The organism is Sphingomonas sp., from assembly GCF_036269755.1.
Lineage (GTDB): Bacteria > Pseudomonadota > Alphaproteobacteria > Sphingomonadales > Sphingomonadaceae > Sphingomonas.
This window is the reverse complement of sequence record NZ_DATBDV010000012.1, coordinates 20,683-43,070: the sequence shown is the minus strand read 5'-3', so window position 1 is coordinate 43,070 and position 22,388 is coordinate 20,683. Positions and strand designations below refer to the sequence as shown.

20 protein-coding genes and 1 riboswitch are annotated in these 22,388 nt (G+C 65.8%); all 20 genes read right to left on the bottom strand.

Annotated features, from left to right (window positions below; genetic code table 11):
• Nucleotides 1-87: 87 nt before the first annotated feature.
• The gene (locus VH326_RS09170; protein WP_329631514.1) at nucleotides 88-2,148 is read right to left on the bottom strand and encodes an alkaline phosphatase D family protein; all 2,061 of its coding nucleotides are present in this window, start codon (nucleotides 2,146-2,148) and stop codon (nucleotides 88-90) included.
• 379 nt (nucleotides 2,149-2,527) lie between these two features.
• The gene (locus VH326_RS09165) at nucleotides 2,528-2,719 is read right to left on the bottom strand and encodes a hypothetical protein (protein WP_329631513.1); all 192 of its coding nucleotides are present in this window, start codon (nucleotides 2,717-2,719) and stop codon (nucleotides 2,528-2,530) included.
• 777 nt (nucleotides 2,720-3,496) lie between these two features.
• The gene (locus VH326_RS09160) at nucleotides 3,497-3,664 is read right to left on the bottom strand and encodes a hypothetical protein (RefSeq protein ID WP_329631512.1); all 168 of its coding nucleotides are present in this window, start codon (nucleotides 3,662-3,664) and stop codon (nucleotides 3,497-3,499) included.
• A gap of 282 nt (nucleotides 3,665-3,946) precedes the next feature.
• Entirely contained in the window at nucleotides 3,947-4,876 is a 930-nt protein-coding gene (locus VH326_RS09155) for a hypothetical protein (protein ID WP_329631511.1), read from the bottom strand.
• A 538-nt stretch (nucleotides 4,877-5,414) separates the two neighbouring features.
• Nucleotides 5,415-5,867 carry a GreA/GreB family elongation factor gene (locus VH326_RS09150; protein ID WP_329631510.1) on the bottom strand — a complete coding sequence of 151 codons (453 nt, stop codon included), beginning with the start codon at nucleotides 5,865-5,867 and terminating at the stop codon, nucleotides 5,415-5,417.
• Nucleotides 5,864-6,748, bottom strand: coding sequence for a 3-hydroxyisobutyrate dehydrogenase (gene mmsB / locus VH326_RS09145; RefSeq protein WP_329631509.1), 885 nt, complete (start codon nucleotides 6,746-6,748; stop codon nucleotides 5,864-5,866). Before mmsB ends, VH326_RS09150 begins: the two co-directional genes overlap by 4 nt.
• Before the next feature lie 221 nt (nucleotides 6,749-6,969).
• Nucleotides 6,970-7,749, bottom strand: a complete 780-nt coding sequence (locus VH326_RS09140; RefSeq protein WP_329631508.1) for an enoyl-CoA hydratase — start codon at nucleotides 7,747-7,749, stop codon at nucleotides 6,970-6,972.
• Between the two features lie 2 nt (nucleotides 7,750-7,751).
• Nucleotides 7,752-8,810 (bottom strand): enoyl-CoA hydratase/isomerase family protein, encoded by a 1,059-nt coding sequence (locus VH326_RS09135; protein ID WP_329631542.1) that lies wholly within the window; start codon nucleotides 8,808-8,810, stop codon nucleotides 7,752-7,754.
• Nucleotides 8,811-8,829: 19 nt separating this feature from the next.
• Nucleotides 8,830-10,572 (bottom strand): hypothetical protein, encoded by a 1,743-nt coding sequence (locus tag VH326_RS09130; RefSeq protein ID WP_329631507.1) that lies wholly within the window; start codon nucleotides 10,570-10,572, stop codon nucleotides 8,830-8,832.
• The gene (locus VH326_RS09125; protein ID WP_329631506.1) at nucleotides 10,569-11,714 is read right to left on the bottom strand and encodes an acyl-CoA dehydrogenase family protein; all 1,146 of its coding nucleotides are present in this window, start codon (nucleotides 11,712-11,714) and stop codon (nucleotides 10,569-10,571) included. The genes VH326_RS09130 and VH326_RS09125 overlap by 4 nt, the downstream gene beginning before the upstream one ends.
• On the bottom strand, nucleotides 11,711-11,905 hold the full coding sequence (locus VH326_RS09120; protein ID WP_329631505.1) for a hypothetical protein: 195 nt from the start codon (nucleotides 11,903-11,905) through the stop codon (nucleotides 11,711-11,713). Before VH326_RS09120 ends, VH326_RS09125 begins: the two co-directional genes overlap by 4 nt.
• A gap of 76 nt (nucleotides 11,906-11,981) precedes the next feature.
• Nucleotides 11,982-12,383 carry a hypothetical protein gene (locus VH326_RS09115; RefSeq protein ID WP_329631504.1) on the bottom strand — a complete coding sequence of 134 codons (402 nt, stop codon included), beginning with the start codon at nucleotides 12,381-12,383 and terminating at the stop codon, nucleotides 11,982-11,984.
• Nucleotides 12,384-12,387: 4 nt separating this feature from the next.
• Complete coding sequence (locus tag VH326_RS09110; protein WP_329631503.1) at nucleotides 12,388-13,887, bottom strand: CoA-acylating methylmalonate-semialdehyde dehydrogenase; 1,500 nt, start codon at nucleotides 13,885-13,887, stop codon at nucleotides 12,388-12,390.
• 79 nt (nucleotides 13,888-13,966) lie between these two features.
• On the bottom strand, nucleotides 13,967-14,719 hold the full coding sequence (locus tag VH326_RS09105; protein WP_329631502.1) for an ABC transporter ATP-binding protein: 753 nt from the start codon (nucleotides 14,717-14,719) through the stop codon (nucleotides 13,967-13,969).
• Nucleotides 14,710-15,681, bottom strand: coding sequence for an iron ABC transporter permease (locus tag VH326_RS09100; protein ID WP_329631501.1), 972 nt, complete (start codon nucleotides 15,679-15,681; stop codon nucleotides 14,710-14,712). The genes VH326_RS09105 and VH326_RS09100 overlap by 10 nt, the downstream gene beginning before the upstream one ends.
• Complete coding sequence (locus VH326_RS09095) at nucleotides 15,678-16,415, bottom strand: ABC transporter substrate-binding protein (RefSeq protein ID WP_329631500.1); 738 nt, start codon at nucleotides 16,413-16,415, stop codon at nucleotides 15,678-15,680. Before VH326_RS09095 ends, VH326_RS09100 begins: the two co-directional genes overlap by 4 nt.
• Before the next feature lie 74 nt (nucleotides 16,416-16,489).
• A complete protein-coding gene (locus VH326_RS09090; RefSeq protein ID WP_329631499.1) occupies nucleotides 16,490-18,403 on the bottom strand; it encodes a TonB-dependent receptor plug domain-containing protein in 1,914 nt (637 codons plus the stop codon).
• A 124-nt stretch (nucleotides 18,404-18,527) separates the two neighbouring features.
• A riboswitch (cobalamin riboswitch) is annotated at nucleotides 18,528-18,714 on the bottom strand.
• 31 nt (nucleotides 18,715-18,745) lie between these two features.
• Nucleotides 18,746-19,312, bottom strand: a complete 567-nt coding sequence (locus VH326_RS09085; RefSeq protein ID WP_329631498.1) for a methylated-DNA--[protein]-cysteine S-methyltransferase — start codon at nucleotides 19,310-19,312, stop codon at nucleotides 18,746-18,748.
• Nucleotides 19,313-19,399: 87 nt separating this feature from the next.
• Entirely contained in the window at nucleotides 19,400-19,927 is a 528-nt protein-coding gene (locus VH326_RS09080) for a ferritin-like domain-containing protein (protein WP_329631497.1), read from the bottom strand.
• Between the two features lie 52 nt (nucleotides 19,928-19,979).
• Entirely contained in the window at nucleotides 19,980-22,217 is a 2,238-nt protein-coding gene (gene glf, locus VH326_RS09075) for a UDP-galactopyranose mutase (protein ID WP_329631496.1), read from the bottom strand.
• Between the last annotated feature and the right edge of the window lie 171 nt (nucleotides 22,218-22,388).

The window sequence follows — 22,388 nt, the reverse complement described above, 5'->3', positions numbered from 1 at the left end:
CCTGGTCCTGGTTTAGCACGGTCCTACCGTGTCGCGCGGGGGAGTGGAATATGCAGGCGGTGAGGACTGCGATCCCGCGGCGGAGCGTCAGATCGACAGCTTGGCGTCGCCTTCGAGCACGCGCTGCTCGAGCCTGGGCGGCGTGCCCGGTTGCCACAGCCGGGCTTGGTGCGACACGCGATAGCGCAGCGGGCCGCCGTCGGGGGTCGTCGCGCGAGCCACCGGCCGGACGATGCAGACGAACTCGGTGTCGATCGAGTTCGGCCCGGCGCTGACCACGGCATAGCCATGCCCCGCCATGTCGACGAATTCGAGGTGCGGCGCGACGTCGGGATTGGTCAGCGCGCGCGCCCTGGCGATGTCGCCGCTCGCGGCATATTCGAGCGCGCTCAGCACCCCGCGCTTGATCGTCAAATTGACCGTGTGCTCGGGCGCGGCGCCGGGCGTCGTGCGGACGAACAGCGGCTGCAGCGGGGACGGCTTCGAGAATTCGACCGCCTCGCCCATCCCGGGCGCGGAGATCGAGCCGGTGATGAAGCTGATCCCGACCGGCGCGAACCCGGCCGGCGGCAGATGCGGCGCGGCATAGCCCGCCCAGAAGCTGTGGCGATCGCCCGACACGGTGACGAACCCCGACACCTTGTGGTCGCGCACGGTGTCGTAAATTTCCGCGCGCTCGGCGAACGCCCCGCTGAAATCGCCGCCGCCGAACGTGCCGAAGTCCTTGCCCATCCACGGCGTCTTGACGAGCGCGGCCGGGATGTTCTGCGCGTCGGTCCGCATGTCGAGCGTGCCGTTGGTGGCACCCCAGATCTTCCACGTCGCGGTCGACCGGGTCAGCCGATCCTTGAGCCACGCTTTCTGCTCGCGGCCGAGCGCGGTGTAGGGCGGATCGTCCTTGCGGAAATTGGGGATGGTCTTGTCGCCGATCGCGATCGTCGCCGGGGGCTTGCCGCCATTATAGTCCCGCCCGCCGTCGGTGATCTCCAGCCATTCCTGCGGCAGGACCGGATACTCCCCCGAATCGAGCGCCGCCGCCTCCGGGCGATCGGTCGGGTCCGCCGCCTTGTAGCTGTGCAAGTCGGTCAGGATGAGCTCGACGTGCCGGCCATAGCGCATCGCCCGATACGCGGTCATGCTGCCGACCGCCGCGCGGTTGTTCGCCTCGGTCCCGAAGCCATGATCGTCGAACGTCGCGATCGGCGCTTTGGTCACCGCGGGCGGGCCGAACTGATCGAGCCCCGCCCCCGAAGCCTTCGCCACCCGCGACGGAATATATTCCCACCATGCCTGGTTGGCGGCGACTCGCAGCGGCTGCGCGGGCTCGACCCCGCTGCCCGGATATTTGATGAAGCTCTGCCAGCCCTGCCACGAGAATTCGTGATTGTCGCCGATGCACACGAACGGGAAGTGCGCGCGCGCGTCCTGGATGTCGGGGTCGTCGATATGCGCGCGATAGATGTGGCGATAGCCGGCGAGGTTGGTGGGAACGTAGAAATATTTGCTGACCTTGCGCGCGTCGGGGACGGGGCCGAGATCATAGACGGTGCGCGAATAGCGCTTCGGCAGCTCGGCGGGTTTTTCGAAAACCTCGTAGATGAAGTCGCCCAAGTGGAGCACGAAGCCGAGCTTGCGGTCGGCGGGCGCGCGCTCGTCCTCCCAGATCATCCGGGCATAGGCGTTCTGCGCGCCTTCGTTGACGCTGTTGCACGACACGAACGCGAAGCGGACCGGGCGCGGATCGCTGGCGCGCGGCGCGGTGATCGTCCGCCCGACCCGGCTGCCCGCGCCGCTGTCGTCGCTGAAGCGATACCAATAGGTCGTCGCCGGTGAGAGCCCGCCGACCAGGGCGCGGCACGTCCAGTCGGCCGCCGCCAGCACCGGCGCGCGCGCCGTCGCGACCACTCGGCGGAAGTCGGCATCGAGCGCCACTTCCACCGTCAGCTCGTGCCGATCGCCCCGATCGAACGGCCGCCGGGTCCACAGGATGACGCTATGCTCGTCCGGGTCGCCCGACGCGACGCCCTGCGGATAGAGCGCGCGATCCTCCCGCCATGCCACGCGCGACGGCGCCGCGGCCGATCGAGTCGCCCAGATGCCGATGACCCCGAGCGAAGCCGCGCTCGCCAGAAATTGCCGACGGTCCATGTCACGCTCCCAGCCTCTGTGGCGTGATAGTCTCGTAACACAGTCCCCAGGTCAAGCTCGTCGGTGGCCCGGCGGGCGGCATATGGGTAACAGTGCCCGGCCGGAGCGGATCGCCGGGAAGAGCGCGTTGCCGACGATCGACGACAAGGTGCCGTAGATAAAGACGTCGTACCCATTCGAACAACGTGCCCACCGAGGAGGCGGCGATCACGAAGCGGATGTTGGAAGGAGCGGGATCGGGCCACAATTCTTCCGGTGGCATCGTCACCATCCCTGTTCCCCCCGGTCTTGCTCTTGGGGCGGTCCTACCGTGTCGGGCGGGAGAGGGGAATATGGGGGCGCTGATGAGCGGACATACGTCACGCCGCGATCACCGTGCCTAATTCGCCGTAACGATCGCGGTCTTCACATGATCAATCGATTGCGGCGCATATACCGCCAGTCCCACAAGAAGGATCGTGCGGCAAACGATGCGAAGACAGATGGCAACTAACGCCATTCGCGGATGACCATTCTCGACCAGCTTGCCGATTTGCTCCGTCTCGGCTTCGCCGGGATATCTGAAAGTCACGTAGGCGCACTCCTGCTCAAAAAAAGACGCTCTTCGGCTCTTCTTGGCTGTGGCGCAGGGTCGGACTTTGCCGCGATCCCTACGGGATGGTGCACACCTTTTCTGATTCGTCGTCAAGAGGGGCGCTCTGGATATCCACCTAGTTATTCACACCCCCCTTTTTACTCGTAAGTAGCTGCAAAATAACCATTGCACGCGTCCACGCGCTGTGCGGAGGCGTTTCTATGTGCACAATAACCACGTTATCCACAGGTGGTGGCCATCGAATTTCGCGATTCACGATCCGCCACCAATGGTTCAGACGCAATCTTGAGCGCTTCGATACAAAACTCATTGCGAAAATTACTGGCAAGGTAGTTCGATAGCCAACAGGTCAATCACATGCGAATACACAACGCCATTCAAACACCGTCTACACCGCCAATTCCGCGCCAGAAAATACGTTAGGAAACACGCCAGCATATACGTCGGATATAATGTTGGAAAAACGTACGATAAAAAGTGCAATCCAATTGCAACTTCAGTACGAATTATATATGCGGAATAATAATGGTGGTTAGGAAGGCGTCCAAACGGGCCTTCTGGAAGGGCCCATCGGTTTCAACACTGGGCCTTCCTAACCACCGCCCTTCCGAAGGTTGGAATCTTCTTTCGGACCTGCTCCGCAGAGCATGTCTGATCTTTGCCTGATCTTAGTTATTACCACAAGGGCGATTTGGCCTTGGTTAGTGCCGGTGTGCATGATTTCCGGCCATTTCCATCCATTGGTCTCCCGCCTTACAGGCGGTGCGCCATGGCGAGCGCGAACATGATCGGCCCCGCCGAAGTGGTGATCAGCCATAGGGCGCCGTAGGCCAGCGCCATCCACGGGTGCCCCTTCTGGATGAATACGCTGATTGCGGTGGGCTCGATAGCGCGAATGGCCGGAAGTTTGATCGGTGACATAGGTCGGGCCTTTATGATCGGTAGCCACCCTACCCGCGGCCGTCTCGCTCGACCGGGTGGTTTGGGTGGCCCCGCGTCCTACATGGACGTGTTGGCACCGCTCTACCGACGCTTGAATCAGCCTGTCACGCCTTTGCGCGACAACCATAGTCAATCGCCGAAAGATCAGCGCAGCGTTCTCCGCCGCGCCCTTCCAGTTATAAGCTGTTCTCCAGATGACGCGTCGCGACGCTTTGCAGTTCCCCGGTTAACGCTGTGATCATCGAGAGCGCCGATTCCATCTCACCCGCCTCCCTTCCGCTTCCCCGCCGGAATATCCTCCATCCGCCATCCCCCGAACAGCGCACGGCTCGCGTCGGTCGACGGCTTGTCGCTCGCCCTCGACCATCCCGTCACTTGCGCGAGGTCGGGCAGCTCGCCCGGTTCCCATCGGTGATAGGTCGGCTCGCCGCGGGCGAGGCGCTCGGCCTCGGCGATGCGGTACTTCATCCGCTCTCGTTCGCGCCTCGCCTCGTACATTTCGCTCAGCCGGATCAAATGCGCCTCGCGGTTCTCCCCGCGGCGTCGCTTGAGGTGCGGCGGTTCGTCGAGGTCGAGCGCTTCCTTCCGGTGAAGATGCATCAGGTGCAGCGCTTGGCTCACCGTCATCGGCGGCAGCGCAGGCGAGTCGTTGCAGCGCCAGTCGTCGTCCGCGAAGGATTCGGGCAGGCCGGTTTCGAGCAACGCGAGCTTCAACCGCTCATATCCCCTTTCCAGCGCCAGCCGCCATTCGCGCGCGAAGGCGGGGTTCCTACGCCGGTGTTCATAGATCGCGTTGGTCGAATAACCCGCCGCCGCGGCCGAGAGCACCACGTTCGCCGTGGCGCTGAGCGCTGCCAGAAAGTTCTGCCGCGCGGCATGGTCGATCGTGCGAGACCGCGCCTTGCGGATATGGAGGCGGCCGGATTTGCCGCGCACGATGTGCGGCTCGCCGGTCAGCGAAATTGGCCTTTCCGGCGATGCCGGCGCCGCCCTGCCGAGCGCTCCGTGGGCAAGCGCGAGCGCGGCGTCCCATTGCAGCGCAAACCCCGGATGCTTGCGTCGGCGTTCGAGAAACCGCCCGCGCTCGAACCCCACAGCGCGCGCCGCCGTACTGGCGTTGCCGGTTCGGCGCAGGTGGCGCAAAAACTCGGCATTCTCCATCTGCTGGGCGCGGGTGAGGGGTTGAGGCACAAAGTGCTCCTGTTTTGGAACCGAAGGTTCCCGGACAGGACCGCACCGGATTAGCGCACGCTAATCCTGAGACGGCGAAGCCCGGCCAGCCTCGCGCAAGCGAGGTCCGGCGACGCGGAATCACCTCCGCGTCGAACGCGAGCCGGACCAATTCTGCCCGGAAACCCAACATTGCAAGCTGGATTACACCCCCCTCTCCCCTTTGCGGGAGAGGGTTGCGCAGACTTAGGGCGCGCTTCTTCGGCGCGGCCTTAGTCGGAGCTGGGTGAGGGGTATGCGGTCGCGCTTGCGACCGCGCGGAGCGTTGCTCCGCTCACCCTCTCCAAGCTGCGCTAGCGAGCAAGCTCGCAAGCTTCGCTATCCTCTCCCTTCAAGGGAGAGGAGGTGGTTGGATCGGGTTTTGACGAATAATCCTCCCCGTTTACGGGGAGGTGGCAGCGCATAGCGCTGACGGAGGGGGCGGGCCGCCCTCGAATCGCGCGTGGCGATCCCCCTCCACCATGCTTCGCATGGTTCCCCTCCCCATGCATGGGGAGGATTAGAGCAGCGCCACCACCTCCACCGCGTCCGGCTTTCCGGGCAGCGACACCACATCGTCCTCCCCCGCGCCGATCAGCGCACGGGCGAGCGGGGCGCTGAACGCGATCAGGCCGGCTGCCGGCTCGGCTTCGTCGTCCCCGACGATGCGGATATCGCGCTCGGTGCCGTCCATCGCGATACGCACGCGCGAGCCGAACGCGATTGCGTCGGCCGGCGGCGGCGGGGCGACGATCGCGGTGACTCGCCGCGTGTGCCAATAGCGCAAGCTCCGCGCGATCTCCGAGCGGCGCGGTTCGTCGGCGTGCGTCGCTTCCGCCTCTAGCGCGGCGATGCGCGCATCGATCAGCGCCGGGCTGTTTTCGGTGACCAGGTTCGGCCCGGCCGGGATCGGCAGTTCGAAGCGCGGTTCCTTATGCTCTTCGTCGGAATCGCGACGGAACGCGACGCTCATTCGCGCTTTCCGAGCGCGCGGATGATCGCGGAGAAATCGAGTCCGCCATTCCCCTCGTCGTTGAACGCCGCGTACAGTTCGGCAGCCTTCGCGCCCATCGGCGTGTCGGCATCGACCGACGCCGCCGCCTCCATCGCCAGCCGCAGATCCTTGAGCATCAGCGCGGTCGCAAAGCCGCCCTGGTAATCGCGGTCGGCGGGCGTTTCCGGCCCGACCCCCGGCCACGGCGCGTAGCTGGTCAGCGACCAGCTCTGTCCCGACGAAACGCTGGCGATGTCGAAGAATTTCTGCGGGTCGAGGCCCAGTTTGTCGGCGAGCAGGAACGCTTCGCACGTCGCGATCATCTCCGCGCCCAGCACCATGTTGTTGCAGATCTTCGCCGCTTGGCCGGCGCCGCTCGCGCCGGCGTGAATCACGGCCTTGCCCATGTCGGCGAGGAACGGTTGCGCGCGGTCGAACGCTTCGGCCGATCCGCCGACCATGAACGTCAGCGTGCCCGCATTGGCCGCCGCGATCCCGCCCGACACGGGGGCGTCGACCATCGTCAGGCCCTTGCTCAGCGCAGCTTCGCCGACGCGCTTGGCGGTGGCGACGTCGATCGTCGAGCAATCCATCAGGATCGCGGACGCCGGCGCGGCGCCGAACACGCTGTCGGTATAGACGCTCTCGACGTGGCGGCCCGCGGGGAGCATCGTCACCACCGCCTCGGCGCCGTCGCAAGCCTCCGTGGCGCTAGCGGCGGGCAGGCAGCCCGCCGCCTTGGCCTTCTCGAGCGCGTCGGCCGACAGGTCGAACGCGCGGACGTCGTGGCCTTTCTTGGCCAGATTCGCGGCCATCCCGCCGCCCATATTGCCGAGGCCGATAAATGCTACGCGTGCCATTTAGTGTTCTCCCAAAAAACTCCCCTCTCCCCTTGCGGGAGAGGGTTGCGCAGACTTAGGTCGGCTTCTTCAGCCGGCCTTAGTCGAAGCTGGGTGAGGGGTAAGCGGTCGCGCTTGCGACCGCGCGGCGCTTGGGCGCCGCTCACCTCTCCAAGCTCCGCCAGGCAGCAAGCTGCCAAGCTTCGCTATCCTCTCCCGTCAAGGGAGAGGAAAATAAGTGGTCAACGCCCCACCCATTTCCCCGCCCGCTTCTCGACGAACGCCGCCATGCCTTCCTTCTGGTCCTCGGTCCCGAAAAGACCGTGGAACAAGCGCCTCTCGAACTGAACGCCCTGCCCGAGCATCGTCTCGAACGCGGCGTTGACCATTTCCTTGTTCGCCTTGACCGCGAGCGGCGCCATTCCGGCGATCTGCGCGGCGACCTTGACCGCCTCCTCGACCAGATCGGCCGCCGCAACGATCCGCGACACCAAACCCGCGCGCTCGGCTTCCTCGGCATCCATGAAGCGCCCGGTCAGGCACATCTCCATCGCCTTCGCCTTGCCCACCGCGCGCGTCAGCCGCTGGCTCCCGCCCATCCCCGGCGCGACGCCGAGCCTGATTTCGGGCTGGCCGAACTTGGCGGTGTCGGCGGCGAGGATGAAGTCGCACATCATCGCCAGCTCGCACCCGCCGCCGAGCGCGAACCCGGCGACCGCGGCGATCACCGGCTTGCGGGTGCGCGTAAACATCTCCCACCCGGCGAAATAATTGTCCCCGTACATGTCGCCAAAGCTCTGCGGGGCCATTTCCTTGATGTCCGCCCCCGCCGCGAACGCTTTCTCGCTGCCGGTCAGCACTGCGCAGCCTTGCGACGGGTCGGCATCGAACGCCTGGCACGCCGCGACCAGCTCCCCGAGCACCTGGTTGTCGAGCGCGTTGAGCGCCTGCGGACGGTTGAGCGTGATCAAAGTAACGCCGCCGTCGCGTTGCTCGACCAGCAGGGTTTCGTAATTGGCCATGTTCATTCCTTCGGGGGCAGCGGCGACCACGCCTGATCGGCGGGGAGCGGCTGGAAATAGGCGTCGACCATCGCGTCGGTAACGTCCGCCGCGCTGGCCGGGTGCCATTGCGGATCGCCGGTCTTGTCGATCAGCAGCGCGCGCACGCCTTCGGCGAAATCGTGCGCCTGGTACATCCGGATCATGATCGCATATTCCATCCGCATCTCGTCGACGAAATGGAGGTGGCGCGGGCTTTCGACCAGCATCTTGAGCGAGACCCTGCACGAGGTCGGCGAGCGTTGCGCCAGCGTTGCGAGCTGCGCCGCCGCCCACTCGCCGCCGTCGACCTCAAGGTCGCGCAGGATCGTCTCGTAATCGTCTGACGCGAACAGCCGATCGATGTCGGGAAGCTGTGCTACGATCTTGGCTGGCGGCGGCGACACCGCCGCGCCGGCGAGGATCGACTCGGTCTTCTCCGGGGTCGCGCAGATCTCCGCCTTGACCTCCTCGAGCCGATCCGACGGCACGTAGAAATTCGCCAGCCCCAGCGCGACGCAATCCGCCCCGTCGAGCCGCGCCCCGGTCAGCGCCAGATACTGCGCGCTTCGCCCGCGCAGCCGCGACAGATAGCGCCCGCCGCCGACATCGGGAAACAGGCCGATGGTGGTCTCGGGCATCGCGAACACCGTCCGCTCGGTCGCGACGCGATAGCGGCATGGGCACGAAATCCCGACCCCGCCGCCCATCGTCACCCCGTCCATGAACGCCACACCCGGCTTAGGATAAGTGTACATCAGATGATTAAGTCTATATTCTTCAAAGAAAAATTCACGCCCAACGGTCGCGCCCGCTGGCACGTCGTTCGCGATCGCCACCACATCGCCGCCCGCGCAGAACCCGCGCCCCTCGGCATGGTCGATCAGCACGATCCGCACATCGGGATTGGCGCGCCAGTCGAGCAGCGCACGCGTCATTGCCTGCACCATGTCGAGGTTGAGCGAGTGCAGCGCCTTGGGCCGGTTAAGGCTCAGCCGCCCCGCGCAATGGTCGACATAGGTGCGGACGTCATCGGTCGTCATGAGGTTCACGCAAATCCCCTTAGTGCGTGATGGAAACGTAGCTGCCCGGCGCCAGCTCGATCGCGTCGGCGGGAGTGCGGGCGGGGACGCGCTTGCCTGAGCCCTGCTCGGCCAGCCACTTGTCCCAGGTCGGCCACCACGACCCTTCGTTCTTCGTGGCGCCGGCCAGCCAGTCCTCGGCGTGCTCGGGCTTGGCATCGCTGGTCCAAAACCCATGCTTGTTCGCCGCGGGCGGATTGATCACCCCGGCATTGTGCCCCGACCCGCCGAGCGCGAACGTCACAGGCCCGCCGAACAGCTTGCCGCCGTCGTACACCGCGCTCCAAGCCGAGACATGGTCGTCCTTGAGCGCGATCAGAAAGATGGGGGTCTTGACGTCGGAAAGATCGATCTCGACCCCGCCAACCGCGAAACCGGTCTTTTCCTTGAGCGCGTTGGCGGCCAGCAAACCACGATTGTAGCTCTTCAGGAACGCCTGCGGGATTCGCGCGCCGTCCTCGAACCAGTAAAGCAGGTCGCTCGGTGGTGCGGCCTTGTCGAGCAGGTAATGGTTGATCACCGACGACCAGATCAGGTCGTTCGAGCGCACCGTCGCGAATAATTGCTGAAGCTCGGTCGAATCGATGAACCCCTGCCGCTCGAGATGGCCTTCGAGCGCCTCGAGATGCGCTTCGTGAACGAACGCCGCCCAGTCGTTCATGTCGGCGAAATCGACCATGCTGCCGATCAAAGTTGCGGTGTTGACCTCACCGGCGCGGCCCTTTGCCTGCAGCCAGGCCAGCGTCACCGCGACCAAAGTCCCGCCAAGGCAGAAGCTGAACAGGTCGACCTGCTTCGCGCCACTCGCCTTGCGCGCCGCGCCGATCGCTTCGACGATGCCGTCGAGCACATATTGTTCGACCCCGCAGTCGCGATGGCGTTCGTCGGGGTTGATCCACGAGATGACGAACACCGTCCGCCCCTGATCGACCAGCCATTTGACCAGGCTCGATTTGGGCTGGAGGTCGATCATGTAGAATTTGTTGACCAGCGGCGGGACGTAGAGCAAAGGCTCGGCCGCCACATCCTTGGTCGCCGGATCGTACTGGATCAGCTGAAACAGATGGTTCTGGAACACGACCGATCCCGGCGTCGCGGCGATCGTCTTGCCCTTTTCGAACGCGCGCGGATCGGTGCGGCGGCGGACGATGCCTTTTCCTCCGGCGACGTCCTCGATCAAATGCGCGAAGCCCTGCGCGAGGTTGGCGCCGCCCGTCTCGACCGTGCGCTTCACCACATCGGGATTGGTCATTGCGAAATTGGTCGGTGCGATCGCGTTGAGATACTGATCAACCAGGAAACCGATCATCGCAGCGCTCGGCGCATCGCCCTTCTCCGCCACCTCTGCGACGCTGCGAATCTGCTTCGACGCGAGCAAATAGGCATCGCGAATGTTACGGAAATAGGGGTTCGACTCCCATTCGGACGAAGCGAAGCGGCGGTCGCGCGACTTCTCCGAATCCGGTTTGGGCAGGAACGCCGCCGACCAGAAATCGCCCCACTCGCGCGCCGCCTGCAACTGCACCTGAAGCAATTGCTGCGGATGCTGACCGAGCCCGATCGCGAACTTGGTCATCGTGTTCATCAACGCCAGCGGATCGTACGGCCGAGTCGCCTCCGCCTTGATCGGCGCGCGCGCCGCCTGCGTCATCGCGTTGGTGATGTTGGCCAGCGCGTCCTGCCAGAGTGCGGTGGGAGACTGCTCGGTCACGCTATCCGTCACTGCCGAGTCAAGTCCCGGCCGACGATCATCCGCATCACCTGGTTAGTGCCCTCCAGGATCGAATGGACGCGCAAGTCTCGCCAGAAACGCTCGATCGGATAATCGCGGAGATAGCCATAGCCGCCGTGAAGCTGGAGAGCGCGGTCGACGATCGAGCTGCCATTGTCGGTCGCGAGCCGCTTCGCCATCGCCGAGAACCGCGACTTGTCGGGCGCATTCGCGGTCACCTTGGCCGCCGCGAGGTAGAGCAACGCGCGCGCCGCTTCCAAATCGGTCGCCATATCGGCGAGCGTGAATTGGGTGTTCTGGAAATCGGCAATCGGCGAACCGAACTGCTGGCGCTCCTTGGTGTACTTCACCGATTCATCGAGGCAGCGCTGCGCGCCGCCAAGCGAGCAGGCTCCGATATTGAGCCGCCCGCCGTCCAATCCCGCCATCGCGAAGCGGAACCCGTCGCCCTCGGCGCCGACACGGTTCTCGACGGGCACACGGCAATCCTCGAAGATCACCTGCGCGGTCGGGCTCGCGTTCCAGCCGAGCTTCTTTTCGGGCGCGCCGAACGACAAACCGGGGGTGCCTTTCTCGATCACCAGACACGAAACGCCCTTCGACTTCTCCTCCGACGTCCGCACCATGCAGACGTAGATGTCGTTATACCCGGCGCCCGAGATAAACTGCTTGGTGCCGTTGAGCAGGTAATGGTCGCCGTCCAACTTCGCGCTGGTCTTGAGCGCCGCGGCGTCCGATCCCGATCCGGGCTCGGTCAGGCAATAGCTCGCGACCTTGTCCATGCTGACGAGGTCGGGGAGGAAGCGGTCCTTGATCTCCTGCCCGCCGAAGCGGTCGATCATCCACGTCGCCATGTTGTGAATCGAGATGTACGCGCTGGTCGCGGGGCAGCCATAGGCCATCGCCTCCATTATCAACGCGGCTTCCAAACGCCCGAGCCCGATCCCGCCCGATTCCTGGGCGACATAGATCGCGCCGAAACCGAGCTCGCCCGCGGCCTTCCACACGTCGACCGGGTAATGGTTGTTCTCGTCCCACTCCCCCGCGAATGGCGTGATGCGATCCGCGGTGAACCGCCGCGCGAGCTCTTGAATCTCGCGCTGGTCGTCGGTCAGGTCGAACTGGTTGGTCATTGCGCGTTGGTGCCCCCCGGCGCGTCGCCGTCATCGGCGGGGACGTCGGTGATGTTGGCGTCGTCGGGCATCGCGTTGGTGTCGAGCGTGGTGATGTTGGCGGCGGCCTCGTTGGCCGGTGCCGGCGCTTGCCCGGAATGGCACGCAGCGATCGCCAGCGCCGCGACGGCGAGGACAAAGAGGCGGTTCATAGATAACTCCCGATCTGGCCGTTCGGCCATAAACGCGCGACGCGTGTTACGCCAAGGGGAAGCGTGGCCTATCTTGTCACTGGCCATCGCCGATCCGATCCGCCAGCCAGGCATGCGCCGCGCCGGCGTCGCCGAAGATCCGGATGTGCGGCGCGACGAACACGCGGAGCGCCTGCAATCGCAGCAGCACACTTTTGGTCAGTACCGCGGTCGGCACCAGCAAGTCCTTGTCCAGCCCGCGCACGATATCCATGAACCCCAGACTGATCGGGATCGACTGCACCGGAAAGTTGGTGGCATCCGCCAACACGCCAAACGGACGCCCCTCGTCGGCGACCGAACGCAGCTTGGTCACAAGCGCGGCGGCGAAACGGTCGAGCAGCGCGCGATCCCAGAAGCCGGTCGCATATATCGTGACGAGGCGCCGGTCGCCGTCGAAGCCGAGCACGTAATCCGCGATCTCCGTTGTGACCGGCATCGCCCTAACCCATCGTCGGGATGACGAAGGCGTTGGCGCCATCGCCGACGCCCCCATCGGGCCAGCGTTGCGTCACCTTCTTGTTCTTGGTCCAGAAGCGAACGCCTTCCATGCCGTGCTGGTCGATGTCGCCAAACCCCGAACGCTTCCACCCGCCGAACGAATGGTACGCGACCGGCACCGGGATCGGCACGTTGATCCCGACCATCCCGACATTAACTCGCGCCGCGAACTCACGCGCGGCGTGGCCGTTGCGAGTGAAGATCGCGACGCCGTTGCCGTATTGGTGGTCGCTCGGAAGGCGCACCGCGGTCTCGAAATCGGGCGCGCGGACGATCTGTAGGACGGGGCCGAAAATCTCTTCCTTGTACGATTCCATGTCGGGGGTGACATGGTCGAACAGCGACGGGCCGATGAAGAAGCCTTCCTCATGGCCCTGCAATTTGAAGCCGCGTCCGTCGACCACTAGTTCGGCGCCCTCGTCGAGCCCCTTCTGGATCCAGTTTTCGACCCGCTGCTTGTGCGCGGCGTTGACCACCGGGCCGTAATGCGCCTCGGCATCGGTCGACACGCCGACCCGAAGCGCGTCGATCGCCGGGATGAGCTTTTCGCGCAAGGCATTGGCGGTCTTGTCGCCGACGGGAACTACCACCGGGAGCGCCATGCAACGCTCACCGGCCGATCCGAACGCAGCGCCCGCGAGGTCGGCGACGACTTGGTCGAGATCGGCATCGGGCATGACGATGCCGTGGTTCTTGGCGCCGCCCATCGCCTGGACTCGCTTGCCCGCCGCGACGCCGCGCGAATAGACATACTGCGCGATATCGCTCGACCCGACGAAGCTGACCGCCGAAATCGCCGGATGGTCGAGGATCGCGTCGACCATTTCCTTATCGCCATGAACGACCTGGAAGATGCCTTCGGGCAGCCCCGCCTCAAGGAACAATTCGGCGAAGCGGACCGGCACCGACGGGTCGCGCTCACTGGGCTTGAGGATGAACGCGTTGCCGCACGCCATCGCCACCGCGGACATCCACAACGGGATCATCGCCGGGAAGTTGAACGGGGTGATGCCGGCGACCACACCGAGCGGCTGGCGCATCGAATAGACGTCGATGCCGGGGCCGGCGCCATGCGTGTATTCGCCCTTGAGCGCGTGCGGAATGCCGGCGGCGAATTCGACCACGTCAAGCCCGCGCTGAACGTCACCGCGCGCGTCGGCGACGACCTTGCCGTGCTCGGACGCCAGGAGATGCGCGAGTTCCTCCATGTTCGCCTCGACCAAAGCCTTGAACGCGAACATCACGCGCGCACGGCGCTGTGGGTTGGTCGCCGCCCATTCGCGCTGCGCCGCCTGCGCCGCCACCACTGCACGGTCGAGATCGGCCTGTGTGCCGAGGTTGACACTCGCCTGGACCTTGCCGGTGTTGGGGTCGAACACGTCCGACGTGCGGCCGCCCGCGCCGCCCTGATGGCCGACGATATGATGATCGATGATACGCATGAAAATCTCCTGCCGGGGAGGGGCCGGCTCTGCCGAGCATCTGTAATTTAATTGCGCCTGATTCAATAGTCTCGCGCGGTCAACGGCGGTCGACCGGTATGCAGATCGGGTGACCGGGCACGGCGACCAGCCGCACACCGAACAGCTCGCCGAGCCGGTCGGGCGTGAGGATGTCGGGCGCGGGGCCGGCGGCGACGACTCGCCCGCCCGCCATCAGCACCGCATCGTCGGCGACTCGCGCGGCTTGCGCGAGGTTGTGGAGCACCACCGCCACCCCGGCCCCGCCCCGCGCGACGGCACGGAGGCGATCGAGCAAGTCGAGCTGGTGGGCCGGGTCGAGGCTCGCCAGCGGTTCGTCGGCGAGCAGCCAGCGCGGCTCTCCCGCCAGCACGCGCGCAAGCAGGATGCGCGCGCGCTCGCCCCCGGACAGTTCGCCGATGCGCCGGTCGGCGAGCGCTGCGCTGTCCGTGGCGGCCAACGCATTCGCGATCGCCGCCTCGTCCGCCACAACGCCGGAACGATGAGGCAGGCGGCCGAGCGCGACGACATCGCGCGCACCCATGTTCCAGACGACCTCACTCTGCTGCGGCAGGTAGCCGATCGTCCGCGCGCGGTCGCGAGTGGCCATTGCGGCGATATCCTCGCCGTCGATCGCGACATTGCCCGTGCTCGGCCGCACCAGCCCGGCCATCGCGCGCAACAGGCTGGTCTTGCCCGCGCCGTTGGGGCCGAGGATCACGGTCACGCGGCCGGGTGCGATGCTCAAGCTCACGCCGTCAAGCACGCGCTGCGGCCCGAGATCGAGCGTCACCTGGTCGAGGCTCAGCGCCATTGCCGCGTGCCTTCGCGAAACAGCAGCCCCAGAAAGAATGGGGCGCCAATCAGCGCCATCACCACGCCGAGCCGCACCTCCCCCGCGCCGGGCGCGAGCCGGCACAGGCTATCCGCGACCAGCGTCAGCGCCGCGCCGCCGAGCGCGCTTGGCACCAACAGCGCCGAGGGCCGCGCCCCAAATATCGGACGTAGCAAATGCGGCACCACCAGCCCGACGAACCCGACGACTCCGGTCACGGCCACCCCCGCGCCGACGGCCAATCCCGTGCCAAGCACGATCGTCCAGCGCAACCGCGTCAGACTCACCCCCAGCGACCGCGCGGCATCCTCACCCAACGCCAGCGCATCGAGCGCTCGCCCCGTCGTCAGCAACAGCAACGCCCCGCCCGCGATGAACGGCGCGGCGAGCAGCACGTCGTCGGTGCCGCGATCGGTCAGCGCGCCCATCAGCCAGTCGATCGCTTCGGCGACCGCATAGGGATTGGGCGCGATCGAGATCAGGAACGCGGTCAGCGCCCCCGCCAGACTGGCGAGCACCGTCCCCGCCAGCACGAACCCCACCGGGCTCTCGCCGCGCGCGGTGAGCAATGCGAGCAACGCCATCGCGCCCCCTGCCCCCGCCATCGCCCAGCCGAACTGGCCGAGCCCTGCCCCGCCCAAGCCAAGCACGATCGACGCGACCGCGCCGAGCGCCGCGCACGACGACACCCCGATTACCGTTGGGTCGGCGAGCGGATTGCGGACATATCCCTGCAGCACCGCCCCCGACAGCCCGAGCGCGCCGCCGAGCAACGCACCGAGCACCGCGCGCGGCACCCGCAACTCCACGATGATAGCCCAACGTGGATCGTGTCCCGTCCAGGCACCCCATGGCAGCCATTGCTTGCCCGCGGCGAGCGACAGCGCGAACGCCGCGACGGTCAGCGCGAACAGCAGGGCCAGGCGAACCGCGCGGCTCATCGCACCACCTTGGCACGGATCGCGGCCAGCCGAGTCATCGCATCGGCGATCGTCGGCCCGCCGCAATTGATCAGCGCGCGCGGGAAGCGCGCTTCGACGACGCGATATCCCGCCTTGCCGAGAATTTCACGCCGCAGGCTCGCGGTGCGGCTGCCCGGATCCGGGTCGAGGATGACCTGGGGCGGATGGGCAAGCAGGCGCTCGACCGACAGCGGCGTGGATTGCGTCAGCCCGAACGCTCGCCCGCTATCGCCGAACCCTGCCCGACCCAACATCTCGCCGAGCAGGGTCGGTCCGCCACTGGCGAGATTGCCCGAGATGAACAGCAAGGCGCTGGGCCGCGCGGCGCCCTTGGGTGCGGCGGCCGCCACGGCGCCGTCGATCCGCGCGATCAGCGCGTCGCCGGCAACCCTCTCACCGAGCGCGGCAGCGACAGTGCGAATCTGCTCGCGACTCGCGGCGATCGTCGTCGGCGAATCGAGCAGCAGCACCTTGAGCCCCAGCCGCCGATACGCCGCCAACGTGTCGTTTGGCGTGAAGCTCGATGCCAGCACGAGGTCGGGCTTGAGCGCAATCACTTCCTCGGCGGTGCCGGCAATCCCGCGATACCGCCGCGCAACATCGAGCGGGATCGAGCTTTCGTCGGCTTCCTGCGAATAATGGCTGATCGCCGCGATCCGCCGGGGCGGCGCCAGCGCGATCAGCAGCTGGTCGGCGCAGGGATTGGTCGACACGATTCCGCCGGTTGTGAGGGGCCGCGGTTGTCCGCAGCCTCCCAACGCCAGCGCAAGCAAGGCAATGGCGGCCCTCAATCGAACCTCACACGCATGCCGCCATAGGCCGCCCGGCCCGGCGTGCCGTAACCGCGCACGACCTGATAGTTCGCGTCGAACAGATTATCGACTCGGCCGTAGAGCGCGAACTTGTTCCCGATCGGCATTTCCGCGCGCACCCCCGCCACGACATACCCGTCGAGCCGGTTGAAATTGCCGGCATCGTCGAAGCTGTCCCCGACCATCAAGACGGTGCTGCCGACGCTGAGCCCGATCGGCGTCTTCCAATCGACCGACGCACTCGCCGACTGGCGCGGGCGGCGCGCCAGGTCTTTGCCGAAATTGACGTCCGCGGGCCCTCGGTTCTTCGAACCGATGAAGCTGTACGACGCGCTCAACGTCAGCCTGTCCGATGGCCGGACGGCCAGAGCGAACTCGACGCCTTGCGCGCGGGCGCGCAGGATATTGCCGTAGGTGAAGGTACCGAGGTCGAAGTCGATCTGGTCGCGCGTGTCGCGCTGGAACCAGGTCACGCCGGCGGTCACTCGATCGGCGAGCAGCTTTTGTTCGATGCCGACATCGTAGCTTCGCGCAATTTCCGGCCGGAGGTTCGGATTGCCGAGCCCGAAAGGGCCATAGAGCTGGTAGAGCGTCGGCGCCTTGAATCCTTGGGCATAGCTCGCGCGGAACGTGGTGGCGGTCGGCAGCGCGTACACCGCGTTGCCCCCCCACGTCGTGTGCCCGCCATAGGCAGAGTCATCGTCGTAACGCACACCCCCGGTGAGCGTCAGGCGTTCGGCGGGCGACACAATCGCCTCGCCATAGACACTGGTGACGCCGCGCGTCGGCTTGACCATACCGTCCGTGAAGCGCGTGTCCTCGCGCTCGGCGCCGCCGACCAGCCGCACCGCATCGCTCGCGCGCCAATCGCCCAGATATTCGTATCGCTCGCTTCGCCCGCGCGCGAAGAAGATCGGCGTCGAACCCGCGGCGGGGTCGAAATTGTCGCGGTCGATATCGGCGATCGTGAAAGCCACGCGGTTCCGCAGGCGGCCGAGCCGGACGTCGAGCGCGGCATAGCCATAGGCTTCTCGAGCCTTGGCATATTCGCCGTCGTCGACCGGCAGGAACGGCGGGTTAAAGTCGAACCCGTCGCTTTCGACTCGGCTGTCGGCGTAATAGCCGCGCAGCTCGAGGCTGACGGCATCGCTGATCGCTACTTGGACGCGGCCGGTCGCGCCATATTGGCGATAGCCGTCGGGCTCGGTCCCGCTAGCCGCCGCGGAGATGCCCTCGGTTCGCAGATACCCCGCGGTCAGCGCGCCCGACACGATGCCGGTCTTGCCCGACACGCCGGCATTCGCGAACACCGAGTTGAAGCTGCCATATTCGGCATTGCCGCGCGCTTGTAGGCCATTGCTCGGCTGAAGCGTGATGACGTTGACCACGCCGCCGATCGCCTGACTGCCCCACGGCACCGAATTGGGGCCGCGCAATATCTCGACTCGATCGATCGACCCCGACAGCAAATTGGCGAAGTCGAACCCGCCGCCCGGCGACGACGGGTCGTTGACTCGAACCCCATCGATCAGCGTCAGCGTCTGCTCGCCCTCCGCGCCGCGGATGCGTACCGCGCTGAACCCGCCGATCCCGCCGTTGCGCGTGACGGTGACGCCCGGCGTGGTCGCGAGCAGATCGGCCAGCACCACCGTCTGGCGCTGATCGAGCGTCGCGCGGTCGATCAGCGTTACCGCCTGGCCGATATTTTCCGCATATTGCGGCGCGCCGGACGAGACGATGATGTCGGGCGCGATGCGCTGATCGGCGAAGACGATACAGTTTTCCGGATGCGCGTCACAGTCATCGGCCGGCGCGGTTTGCGCGGCGGCGGGCGCAGCCAGGACGATCGCGGCGAGCGCCGACGATGCGAGGATGGATTGCTTCAACATTGAGACATGACCCCTTCGAGGGGCCATCGACCGGGATGCCAACATGACACCCGGCCTCCGGCCCGGTTCATGTCGTTCACGCGAGGGTGCGCCCCTCGTCCGCTCGGCACACCCCGTCCGCGCGAAGGATCGACCGTGGCGGGCAGGTCTCCTGGCTCCCGGGTCGTCGCTTTCGCGCCGCCTTCCCAGCCCGAGGGCCAGTGGCAAATGGCGCGACCGCTATCCGGTCACAGTTGCGGGGGCAGCGCCGGCCTGACACCGGACTTCCCTCTTGCTTCGCCTTGCGGCGAACCCGTCACAGGGCCGCGTCTAGGCGCAACGCTGCAGCGCGGCAAGCCGCGTTCAGAATCCAAACGACTGCTGTGGCGATTGCGGTGGTGGCGTGGGTGCCTTCGATGTTTCGACCCCCTCCAGCGCCAGCATCCGCGCCTTCGCAACCGATCCGCCCGGTGCCGAAAAGCCGCCAACCTTCCCGCCCGCGGCGAGCACACGGTGGCACGGCACGATCAGCGGGATCGGGTTCGCCGCCATCGCCTGCCCGACGTCGCGCGCGAATTCGGGGCCCGCGCCGAGCTGCTTGGCGACCGCGCCGTAGGTCGTGCTCTCGCCCCATCCGAGCGCGCGCACCGCAGCGTAAACGCGCGTGAAGAACGGCGACTGCTCGCCGAGATCGATCGGGGTCGCGTTGAAATCGATCCGCTCGCCGGAAAAATATCGCTGCGCCGCCGCGATCAGGCCCGCAATCTCGGCAGGCGGGTCGCTGCGCACCGCATCGGGCAAGCGCCGCAGCAACGCGCGTTCGGCCTCCGCCGGCGTTGCGGCCGGCAACCGAAAAGCGTTCACGCCCCGCGCGCTCCAGCCGACCGCGGCAAAGCCGTGCGCCGTCTCGAACACGTGATAGCGATGCATGCTCGGTCCTCTCGCCCGCTTGGTCGGCATAGGCCAACTCGCGAGCTGGCTGCGAGCTATACGATAACCCGCAGCCCTTCGACCGGTCTAGTGGCTCGCGGTCTCGCCTTGCTGACGCAGCTCCATATACTTGCGAGTGATCGCCGGCAGGCTCTCGTCGCAGAACCGCGCCATCGCCAGTTCCTCATCCAGCGTCTGCTGAAGCAACGGCAAGGCGTCGCCGAAGCCGCCGCTTTCGCCCATCGTGATGAGCGACTTGTAGCTCGCCACCTCGAAATTCTCGAAGGCGAAATTGGCGAAGCTGTTCTTGAGGATCTCGTCGGGTGCAAATACGTGGCCGAGCGCGGCGAGGTTGCCGACCAGGCCTAGCGCGGTGTCCTTCAGCGCCGACGCGCTCTCATCGAACCCGTGAAGGATCTGGTCCAGCCGTTCGATCTGGCCTTCGGTCTCGCGCCGATGCGCCTTCAGCCGCTGCGCCACTTCGGGATAATGACTGAGATGGTCGATCTGGCGGTCCATCAGGGCGAGCGCCTGATGCTCGACGGCATGCGCGTTGCGCAGTCCGACGACGAAGAGGTCGCGAACGACAGGGTTACGTTCGAGTGTTTCGGTCATCACGTTCTCCATTGGCTTCAGATTTGACTCAGCGTCCGCTCGGCTGCCCGGACTAGGCAGCCGCCGCCGCAAGCTGTTTGGATGGCACCTCCGGCACCTTTAGATCGTTGCTCAAGCGACGATACGCCGCCAACGCCTGACCCACGACCTGGTCCATGTTGTAGTAGCGATAGGTCGCCAGCCGGCCGACGAAGGTCACGTCGGGCTCGGCCAGCGCCAGCGCTTCGTAGCGCTTGAACAGCGCCTGATTCTCCTCGCGCGGGATCGGGTAATAGGGGTCGCCCGTATCGCTTGGATATTCGTAGGTTACGCTGGTGCGCGGGGCGTCCTGCCCCGTCAGGTGCTTGTATTCGGTGACTCGCGTGTAGGGCACCGCCTCGTTCGGGTAATTGACGACGGCGACTTCCTGGTGCTGGCGCTCGTCGAGCGTCCGGTGATCGAAGCGCAGCGACCGGTACGGCAGCTTGCCGTAGCGATGGCCGAAATATTCGTCGATCGGCCCGGTGAACACCAGATGGTCGTGCGGCCAGACCGAGCGTGCTTCGAGATAATCGACGCCCAGCAGCACATCGATATTGGGGTGATCGAGCATGCGCTCGAACATGCGCGTATAGCCCTCGGCCGGCATGCACTGGAACGTGTCGGTGAAGTAGCGGTCGTCGGTGTTGGTGCGCGTCGGGACTCGCGCGGTCACCGACTTGTCGAGGTCGCTGGGATCGATGCCCCATTGCTTGCGCGTATACCCCTGAAAGAACGTCTCGTAGAGTTCGCGCCCGACCGCCGAGACGACGACGTCGGCCGAGCTTCGGACCACGTCGACCGGCTCGGCCCTGCTCGCGAGAAACGCCGCCGCCTCCTCATCGGTCTTGAGATCGAGATCGTAGAGCATGTTGAGCGTGGTGCGGTTGATCGGCATCGGCACGCGCTTGTCGCCGAGGTCCGCCAGAACGCGATGCTCGTAGGTCCGCCACTCGGTGAATTGCGATAGATAGTCGACGATCTGTTGCGAGTTGGTGTGAAAGATGTGCGGCCCGTATTGGTGCATCAGGATGCCGGCATCGTCGTATCGGTCGAACGCATTGCCGGCGATGTGCGGGCGGCGATCCACCACCAGCACCTTCTTGCCGGACTGCGAGGCAAGCCGTTCGGCCATCACCGCGCCGGCGAACCCGGCACCGACCACCATCACATCGTAGCGACCGCTGGCTTTGGTGGATCGCTTGGACGGCGACACGATCGGCTGAACGCGGCGCGCTTCGGCGATGACGCTTTCGATCAGATCGCTCATCCGGCCATGCGTCCGGTCCCAACTCCCTTCCGCCAACAGCGCATCCACTTCCGGCCACCAGTCGCGACTGCGCGACGTTTCGAGCGCCTCGTCGCAAGCGGCGACAAACGACGCGGCGTCGCTGGCAATGCGCACCGCTTCGACCTCGCCATAATGGCGGATCACGTCCTTGATCGGCGTCGAGACGACGGGTCGCCCGGCGGCGAGATATTCGGGAGTCTTGGTCGGGCTGATGAACCGGGTCGCTTCGTTGATTGCGAACGGCATCAACGCGACATCCCAGCCGCGCAGATAGTTCGGCAACTCGGCATAGGATTTGCCGCCGAGGAAATGGAGGTTGGCGCGTTGCGGCAGATCGTCGGGGCTGATCTTGACGACGGGGCCAACGATGACGATCGACCAATCGGGCCGCGCGTCGGCCAGCGCCGCGAGCAGCTCGAGGTCCATCCGCTCGTCGACCACGCCATAGAAGCCGAAGCGCGGACGCGGCAGCGCCGTCTGGTCGGCCGGATCTCGGCCCTCTTTGCGCGCCGCAGCAAAGTGCTCGACATCGACGCCCGACGGGAACGGGTGGATGCTCGAATGGCGATCGCGCTTCGCCTCATAGAGGCTGTAGCCCCCGGTGAAGACCAGATCGGCGCAATCGAGCAGGCGCTGTTCGAGCGGAACCAGCTCGGCCGGCGCGTTCTTGAAGTTGGCGAGCTCGTCCATGCAATCGTAGACGGTGCAATCGGCCTGGATGTGCTGCGAAAACGGCAGCATCATCGGCGTATAATACCAGCGCACTACCGTCCCGCTGGCGTCCGCCATCGCACCGTCGAGCAATCGCCGCAGAACCTGCTGATCGGTGCCGCGGTCATCCTCCGCACGCAATTGCGGGACCGCGACTTCGACCCCGGTCGCCGGACACGTCGTGATCTCGAGGACGGCAGACTCCAGCCCGTCGACGATCGTCGGCTCTTCCCAGAAGATGACCCGAGCGTCGCGCGCGAAACGACTCATCAAATGCTGAGGTCGTTGAAAGACGAAGTTCCATCGCAGGTGGCTGAAACAGATAATCGTCGCCACATCCCTTTCCGCGCCGGCCGGTGTGAATGACGCTGCGGCAGAGATTTGCTGCATTTGGGTATACCTCGCTGATGGTTAAACCAGCTCAACGGCGCGCCGCCGCTG

Bases quoted from the DNA above. Each gene is read 5' to 3' on its own strand.
- VH326_RS09170 (WP_329631514.1), bottom strand. From the start codon at position 2,148: ATGGACCGTCGGCAATTTCTGGCGAGCGCGGCTTCGCTCGGGGTCATC.
- VH326_RS09160 (WP_329631512.1), bottom strand. From the start codon at position 3,664: ATGTCACCGATCAAACTTCCGGCCATTCGCGCTATCGAGCCCACCGCA.
- VH326_RS09150 (WP_329631510.1), bottom strand. From the start codon at position 5,867: ATGAGCGTCGCGTTCCGTCGCGATTCCGACGAAGAGCATAAGGAACCG.
- mmsB (WP_329631509.1), bottom strand. From the start codon at position 6,748: ATGGCACGCGTAGCATTTATCGGCCTCGGCAATATGGGCGGCGGGATG.
- VH326_RS09140 (WP_329631508.1), bottom strand. From the start codon at position 7,749: ATGGCCAATTACGAAACCCTGCTGGTCGAGCAACGCGACGGCGGCGTT.
- VH326_RS09135 (WP_329631542.1), bottom strand. From the start codon at position 8,810: ATGACGACCGATGACGTCCGCACCTATGTCGACCATTGCGCGGGGCGG.
- VH326_RS09125 (WP_329631506.1), bottom strand. From the start codon at position 11,714: ATGACCAACCAGTTCGACCTGACCGACGACCAGCGCGAGATTCAAGAG.
- VH326_RS09120 (WP_329631505.1), bottom strand. From the start codon at position 11,905: ATGAACCGCCTCTTTGTCCTCGCCGTCGCGGCGCTGGCGATCGCTGCG.
- VH326_RS09115 (WP_329631504.1), bottom strand. From the start codon at position 12,383: ATGCCGGTCACAACGGAGATCGCGGATTACGTGCTCGGCTTCGACGGC.
- VH326_RS09110 (WP_329631503.1), bottom strand. From the start codon at position 13,887: ATGCGTATCATCGATCATCATATCGTCGGCCATCAGGGCGGCGCGGGC.
- VH326_RS09105 (WP_329631502.1), bottom strand. From the start codon at position 14,719: ATGGCGCTGAGCCTCGACCAGGTGACGCTCGATCTCGGGCCGCAGCGC.
- VH326_RS09100 (WP_329631501.1), bottom strand. From the start codon at position 15,681: ATGAGCCGCGCGGTTCGCCTGGCCCTGCTGTTCGCGCTGACCGTCGCG.
- VH326_RS09090 (WP_329631499.1), bottom strand. From the start codon at position 18,403: ATGTTGAAGCAATCCATCCTCGCATCGTCGGCGCTCGCCGCGATCGTC.
- VH326_RS09085 (WP_329631498.1), bottom strand. From the start codon at position 19,312: ATGCATCGCTATCACGTGTTCGAGACGGCGCACGGCTTTGCCGCGGTC.
- VH326_RS09080 (WP_329631497.1), bottom strand. From the start codon at position 19,927: ATGACCGAAACACTCGAACGTAACCCTGTCGTTCGCGACCTCTTCGTC.
- glf (WP_329631496.1), bottom strand. From the start codon at position 22,217: ATGAGTCGTTTCGCGCGCGACGCTCGGGTCATCTTCTGGGAAGAGCCG.